The 7,477-nt window shown below is 66.1% G+C and carries 6 protein-coding genes; all 6 read left to right on the top strand.

Annotated elements, in window-relative coordinates; all coding sequences use genetic code 11:
- Positions 1 to 1,584 (top strand): acetyl-CoA decarbonylase/synthase complex subunit alpha/beta (gene acsB, locus BP858_RS03870; protein WP_286878895.1); only part of this gene is annotated, 1,584 nt, incomplete at its 5' end.
- Between the two features lie 12 nt (positions 1,585 to 1,596).
- Positions 1,597 to 2,517, top strand: a complete 921-nt coding sequence (locus BP858_RS03865) for an acetyl-CoA decarbonylase/synthase complex subunit delta (RefSeq protein WP_286878894.1) — start codon at positions 1,597 to 1,599, stop codon at positions 2,515 to 2,517.
- Positions 2,514 to 3,842: an acetyl-CoA decarbonylase/synthase complex subunit gamma gene (gene acsC / locus BP858_RS03860; protein WP_286878893.1), complete on the top strand. Its 1,329-nt coding sequence runs from the start codon at positions 2,514 to 2,516 to the stop codon at positions 3,840 to 3,842. Before BP858_RS03865 ends, acsC begins: the two co-directional genes overlap by 4 nt.
- A complete protein-coding gene (locus tag BP858_RS03855) occupies positions 3,842 to 5,746 on the top strand; it encodes an ASKHA domain-containing protein (protein ID WP_286878892.1) in 1,905 nt (634 codons plus the stop codon). The genes acsC and BP858_RS03855 overlap by 1 nt, the downstream gene beginning before the upstream one ends.
- 14 nt (positions 5,747 to 5,760) lie before the next feature.
- The gene (locus BP858_RS03850) at positions 5,761 to 6,786 is read left to right on the top strand and encodes a hypothetical protein (RefSeq protein WP_286878898.1); all 1,026 of its coding nucleotides are present in this window, start codon (positions 5,761 to 5,763) and stop codon (positions 6,784 to 6,786) included.
- Positions 6,783 to 7,477: AAA family ATPase (locus BP858_RS03845; RefSeq protein ID WP_286878891.1), on the top strand; the 695-nt coding region annotated here is incomplete at its 3' end. The genes BP858_RS03850 and BP858_RS03845, both read left to right, overlap by 4 nt.

Below are 7,477 nucleotides of genomic sequence, written 5' to 3'. Positions count from 1 at the left end.
GTCCGCCTGGGGCTGGATTACCGCCTGGTGCCGCTCGGTCCGGAGAGCGCCCGGGGCATCCACTTCGCCGACATCCTCGCCCGGGTCGCGATGATGTTTGGGGGGGTGCAGCCGGGAGACGTTCACTCCCTGCTCGGCTACGCCGCCGAACGGGCGAAGGCGTTCGTGATCGCATTTCCGGGCCTCACCGACGAAGAGGCCGCGTTCGTCGACGCCCTGCGGGTGCTCGGGATACCGATCCTCGCGGCCGGCAAGGGCTACGAGGGAGGGGAGTGGATACCGGTCGCTCCCGCAACGGCGGTCCGGACCGGCATGGACCTCCGGGGGATCCGGGTCACGGTCACGGCGATCCCGATACCCATGGCCTGCTCCCCCGCGTTCGAGGGGAAGAGCATCCGCAAGGAGGAGATGTACGTGGAGTTCGGCGGCGGGAGGACCCCTGCCTTCGAGCTCCTCCGGATGCGGCCCCGCGAGGAGGTGAAGGACGGGAAGGTCACCGTCGTCGGACCGGAGGTCGACGCCGTCCCGGCAGGCGCCGCCCTCCCGCTCGCGATCCTGGTGGACGTCGCCGGCGCGAGGATGAGAGCGGACTACGAACCGGTGCTCGAGCGGCGGATCCATACCTTCGTCAACTACGGCGAGGGGTCCTGGCACGTTGCGCAGCGGGACCTCATCTGGGTCAGGCTCTCGAAAGAGGCAGTGGCGAAAGGCGTCAGGATCCGGGACATCGGGACGTTGCTTGCCCACAAACTCAAGGCGGAGTTTCCGGACCACATCGACGCGGTCCAGGTGACGCTGGTCACCGACAGGCAGAAGGTCGAGGGGATGCTTTCGGAGGCGCGGGAGGCCTACGCACGGCGCGACGAGCGGATTAGCGGCATGAAGGATGAGGATGTGGAGACCTTCTACTCCTGCACCCTCTGCCAGACGTTCGCCCCGAACCATGTCTGCGTCATCACGCCGGAACGGCCGGCGCTCTGCGGGGCAATCACCTGGCTCGACGCCCGGGTTGCCCACGAGATCGCTCCCGCCGGGGCGAACCAGCCGGTCCCGAAGGGGGAGACGGTCGATGCCGTCTGCGGTGAGTTTGCGGGGGTGAACCGGTTCGTAAAGAAGGCATCCCACGGTGAGGTCGACCGGATCTCCCTCTACAGCATGGTCGAGAACCCGATGACCGCCTGCGGGTGCTTCGAGTGCATCGCGGCCATCGTGCCGGAGGTGAACGGGATTCTCGTCGTCAGCCGCGACTTCACGGGGGAGACCCCGCTCGGGATGACCTTCTCGACGCTCGCGGGGACGATCGGGGGCGGCGCGCAGACGCCGGGGTTCATCGGCATCTCAAAGAACTATATCCTGAGCGACAGGTTCCTCCAGGCCGAGAACGGTATTACGCGGGTGGTCTGGATGCCGGCCTCCTTAAAAGAGGAACTCGGAGACCGGCTGCGGGAGAAACTTGCTGCACTGGGGATGCCGGACCTCTTTGCGAAGATCGCGGACGAGGTCTCGGCGCCGACGATCGAGGACCTCGTCGCGTTTCTCGAGCGCGTCGATCATCCCGCACTCGCGATGAGGTCGCTGATCTAGGAGGGATGGTGCGTGACAGAGCAGAGTGACGAGGGATTGACGATCCGCGAGGTGCGTCTCGGCGCCACGCGGGAGGAAGGGGGAACCAGGGAGGTCTCCTACGTGATCGGGGGCGAACGCGGTCTGCCGTTCTCCGGCAACGTGCCGGGGAGGTTTTTAGTGGCGCTTGAGATCTGTGACGAACCCCGGTTCTGGCCGCCGGTTGTCCGCGACTACGTGGGCGATCTCGCGAACAACCCCGGCGAATGGGCGCGGGCCGCGGAGCGCACCTATGGTGCGGACCTGGTACGGCTGAACTTCACAAGCACGAAACAGCACGGCTTTAACGCGTTCGACACGATCGCTGCGACAACGGAGCAGGTGCTCGCGGCGACGACCCGCCCCCTGATCGTCGAGGGGAGCAACGAGCCGGAGCTCGACAGCGAGGTATTCCGCCGTTGCGGGGAGGCGGGAGAGGGCGAGCGGCTTCTCCTCGGGACCGCTGAGGCCGACCGCTACCGGAGCGTCGCCGCAGCGGCGCTGGCCTACGGTCATGCGGTGATCGCCCAGTCGCCCATCGACATCAACCTCGCGAAGCAGTTGAACATCCTCCTCCGCGAGACCGGCATACCAAGGGACCGGATCGTGATCGACCCCTACACGGGAGCGCTCGGTTACGGGTTTGAGTACTCCTACTCGGTGATGGAGCGGGTACGTCTCGCTGGCCTCGCCGGGGATGCGGACCTCGCGATGCCGATGATCAGCGCTCCCGCCGATACCCTCTCGGTCCGTGAGGTGCGGGAGGCCGCACCGGCGGATCGGGACGCGATGGCGGTCGCCTGGGAGTTCTACACCGCCTACTCCGCATTCGTGGCCGGCGCATCGATTGTCTGCGTCCGCCATCCTCTGTCCGTGAAGAAACTCCGGGAAGTCCTGGAGGTGAACCGGCGATGAAGGCGCTCGAGATCTACAAACTTCTCCCGAAGACGAACTGCAAGAAGTGTGGGTATCCCACCTGCCTTGCCTTCGCGATGAAACTCGCCACCGGGAAGGTGGAGGTCGAGGCCTGTCCTGACCTCGATTCCGGGACGAAAGCCCTGCTCGGCGGGGCGACCCGGCCGCCTGTCCGGCTTGTCGAGGTCGGCGTGGGCGAGCGGTCGGTTGCTGTCGGGGAGGAGTTCGTCCTCTTCCGGCATGAGAAGACCTTCTACCACCCACCCGGGATCATGGTGCAGGTCTCAGACACCTGGCCGGAGGAGCAGGTGCGCTCCATCGTGGAGACAGTCAGGGAGAGGGTCGTCCACCGGGTGGGGATGGACCTCGTCCTGACCGGGGTTGCGGTCAGAGACGAGAGCGGATCTCCCGACCGGTTCGCCGAGACCGTGGCGCTGGCCGGGGGCGGGAGTGCCCTCCCCCTGGTGCTGATCGCTAGCGACCCCGTATCCCATGAGGCTGCTCTCGCGGTCGCCGGGCACTACCGGCCGCTGGTCCACGCCGCAACCGAAGAGAACTGGCAGGATATCGTCGCGCTCGCGAAACGTTACGGCTGCCCGCTCGCGGTGCGGGCTGCCGACCCCGCAGGGCTCACAGCCCTCGCCGGGAATTGCGCGGATGCCGGAGTTTCAGACCTCATGCTCGATCCCGCTCCGCGGTCACTCCGGGACTATATCGCTGCCGCGACTGAGATCAGGAAGGCCGCCATCGGACGGACCGAACCTGCGCTCGGCTATCCCATCTTCCTTGACACAACACCCTTCGGGGAGACCGATGCAGCCCTTGCGGCAGGGATCCTGAAGTACGCCGGGATCATCGTCGTCCCCCCGCTCCCTTCTGCCTCCGTAGAAGCGGCGCTCACCCTGCGGCAGAACATCTACACCGACCCGCAGAAACCCATCCAGGTAACGCCCGGGCTCTACCCGGTCAACGAGCCCGGGCGCGGCGCCCCGGTCCTCCTCACGGTGAACTTCTCGCTCACCTACTTCACGCTGCTCGGCTACCTCGAGGCGTCCCGGATACCCTCCTACCTCTTCGTTGTGGACACCGAAGGCCTCTCGGTCCTTACGGCCGTCGCTGGCGGAAAACTGACAGAGACCCTCGTCGCAGACTCGCTCCGGAACTTCCGCGCCCCCGAGTTGGTGAACCACAGGCTGCTCATCATCCCTGGTTACGCCGCTCCCCTCTCCGGGAAGATCGAGGATGCGACCGGCTGGAAGGTGATGGTCGGCCCCCGGGATGCGGCCGAACTCGCCGGGTACCTGGAGAAGGAGTGGGTGGTCTGATGCCGACCGCGACGTTCCTCCCGGGCTACCGGAAGGCGGTCGTGCCCTCCGGCACGACCATCCTTGACGCGGCGCGTGCAGCCGGCCTCCCTATGAACGTGGTCTGCGGCGGGCAGGGAAAGTGCGGTAAGTGCCTTGTCTTCATCAAAGACGGCACAGTATCATTCGATATTGAGGATTGCCGCAGGTTCTTCTCAAATAACGAGATCGCCAGCGGGGCATGCCTTGCCTGCCGGGCAACCATCGTCGGGGATGTCCGTGTGGAGGTCCCGGCAGAGTCGCTCATCCAGGAGCAGAAGATCCTCGTGGAGATCCCGGGCATGAAGGAGGTCCCGTTAAAACCCGCCGTCTGGAAGTACGAGGTCCATCTCACGCCCCCGTCCCTCGACGACACCACCCCCGACCTCGCCCGCCTGCTGGAGGGGATCGAAGGTCAGGAAGGCCCGCCCCCCAACCGTATATACGCACCGCTCGAGGTCCTCTGCTACCTCCCGCAGGTGCTCCGCCGGAGCGGGTGGCACGTGACCGGCACGGTCGCCCTGGTGCCCGGGGGCTACCGCCTGCTCAACGTGGACGAGGGCGACACCACAGGCCGGCTCTACGGGGCGGCCGTGGACCTCGGGACCACCACGGTCGTGGCCTATATCAGGAGCCTCACCGACGGCCGGGTCCTTGCTACGGCGTCCAACTACAACCGCCAGATCTCCTGCGGCGAGGATATCCTCTCCAGGGTGAACTTCGCCCGGAAGAGCGGTCTCTCCCGGCTGCAGCAACTTGCGGCGGAGAGCATCAATGAATCCCTGAAATCTGCCTCCGATGCCGGGGGGATCGATCTTGAGGAGATCTTTGAGGTGGTGATCGCCGGAAACACGGTGATGACCCACCTCCTCCTCGGGATCGACCCCTCCTACATGATCGCCGAGCCCTACATCCCTGTCGTGCGGCGGATGCTCTCGACGGCCGCCGGGCGGATCGGGATCGCGGCCCACCGGAACGCCGGGGTCTACACCTTCCTGGCGGTCTCGAACTTCATCGGCGGCGACATCATCGCCGATATCCTGGCGTCGGGGATGGCAGACCGCGACGAGGTCTCGCTCATGGTTGACATCGGCACAAACTTCGAGGCAGTGCTTGGCAACCGCGACTGGATGCTCTCCTGCGCGGGCGCGGCCGGCCCGGCCCTCGAGGGCGGGGAGGTGCTCTTTGGTATGCGGGCAAACCCGGGCGCGATCGAGCGGGTCCGGATCGATGCAGACACCCTCACGCCGTCCTACTCGACGATCAATGGCATCCGGCCGCGGGGAATCTGCGGCTCAGGCCTCATCGACCTGATTGCAGAACTGATCCGCGCCTGCGTCATCGACCGAACAGGACAGATCAACCTGGAGATCGACCATCCGCGGGTCAGGAAGGGGCCGTACCACCCTGAGTTCGTGGTGGCCTGGAAGAAGGAGACATCAATAGGGAAGGATATCGTCATCACCGAGAATGACATCAGGAACCTGATCATGAGCAAGGCGGCTATCCACGGGGCCTGCATGACGCTCCTCGATGCGGCGGGTCTTACGCCCCGCGATATCGGCAGGATCTACTTCTCGGGGGCGTTCGGGAACTACCTCAATAAAGAGAACGCTATCACCATCGGACTGATACCTGAGGTTCCCCTGGAGCGGGTCGAAAACATCGGGAACGGGGCGATCACCGGCGCGAACATCGCCCTGGTCAACCGGGAGCGGCGGAAGGCGCTCGACGGGATTGCTCTCCGGATCACCTACATCGAGCTGAACACGGAGCCGTCCTTCATGGACCGCTACACATCGAGTTGCTTCCTGCCGCACACCGATCTCGCGCTCTTCCCGCACGTGCAGCAGATGCTTGAGGCGTGCCGGGCAAGGCAGGGGTGAGGGGCGTGGCAGGCATGATCCCGTCCCCGGAACTCCGCGCAACCGGTGTGGGGGCGCTCCCCCATCGCGACCCGGATGCGGCGTGCCGGGCGGTGCTCGCGATCTTCCCGGAGATCCCCTTCATCCCCACCCTGCCGAACCGGGGCCTCCTTGAGTCGATCGTCTTTGCCGATTCTGAGCACCTCCCGGGCGGGGTAGTCCGGGAGGGCAGGCTCACGGTCGACCGGGGCGCCGACCCCTCGGAGGCGATGGAGCAGGTTCTCCTCGACTACCTCGAGGGGAACGCTGAGCCCTACCAGGTCGGCGAGGCTTACGGGTCGGGGTTCCACGCGATGATGGGGCGCGACCTCTCGGATGCCCTTCTTGTCAAGTGCCAGGTGACCGGCCCGGTGACCTTCGGGATGCAGGTGGTGGACGAGACACGCCGGCCCATCCTCTACGATCCCGAATACGCCGATCTGCTCGGGAAACTTCTCGCGCTGCGGGCCCGGTGGTGTGAGGAAGCGATGCGGGAGCGAATGGGCGCACGCGCGACCCTGGTGGTGCTCAGTGAGCCGTATCTTGCGTCGCTCGGTTCAGGGGTCGTCCCGGTGGATCCCGGGGTCGCGGCATCCGCCTTCGGGGATATCGCCGATCTCCTCGAGGGGGGGCTTGGAATCCACTGCTGCGCCAACACTGACTGGGGATTCGTCCTCGGACTTGCACCGGCCGTGGTCTCGATCGACGCCTGGACCTACGCCCGGGAGTTCCTGCTCTACGCCGACGACGTCGCTCGCTACATGGAGACCGGGGGCGTGGTGGCGTGGGGAGTCGTCCCTGCTGACTACGCTGTCTTTGCGGCCGAGACTTCCGATTCGCTCTTTGCCCGGTTCCGGGATATCCGTGCCAAGGCGACAGAGACCATCGACCCCGACCTCTTCGACCGCCAGTCCCTGATCACGCCGACCTGCGGGATTCGGAACGCCGGCGAGCAGGAGGCCGCCGCGATCATGGAAGCGACAGCGTTGCTCTCGCGCCGTCTCCGGGGTGAAGAGCCGTGATCCGGCCCTGTACCGTCGTCATATCAGGGAAGGGTGGGACCGGGAAGACGACGATCGCGGCGCTCTTAATCGACGCGCTGGTTGCGGCCGGCGAGCGGCCGGTCCTTGCCGTGGACGCCGACCCGAACACGAACCTCCACGAGGCCCTGGGGGTCGCAGTCACGGAGACGCTCGGGAGCATGCGGGAGGAGGCCTTCACCCGGAGCATCCCGCCCGGAATGGACCGGATGGGCTATGTCAGGTACCGGTTCCACAGGGCGCTTGTTGAGGCAGAGGGCTATGATCTTCTCGCCATGGGGCGCCCCGAGGGGTCGGGATGCTACTGTTTCCCAAACGCCCTCCTCACCGAGTGCATCGAGACGCTCGAGCGCGGCTATCGGCTCGTCATCGTGGACTCCGAGGCGGGGATGGAGCATATCGCGCGGGGGACCGTCAGGAGTCCGGATATCCTCCTGATCACGAGCGACCCGGGCGCCCGGGGGATGCGGACCGCCAGCCGCATCCGGAACCTCGCGGAGGCGCTCGGGCTCTCGCGGGACCGGGTTTACCTCGTCATCAACCGGGACCGCAACGTTGCTGCTGCCGGTGGCGATATACCCCTCATCGCCCGTATCCCGGAGGACCCGGGCATAGGGGAGGCGGATCTTGCCGGGACGCCGATCGTCGGGATCCCGGAGGAGAGCCCGGCACG

The organism is Methanoculleus sp. UBA413, assembly GCF_002502935.1.
GTDB lineage: Archaea > Halobacteriota > Methanomicrobia > Methanomicrobiales > Methanoculleaceae > Methanoculleus > Methanoculleus bourgensis.
Note: the sequence above shows the minus strand (reverse complement) of the source record. Positions and strands in the feature narration are given on the sequence as shown.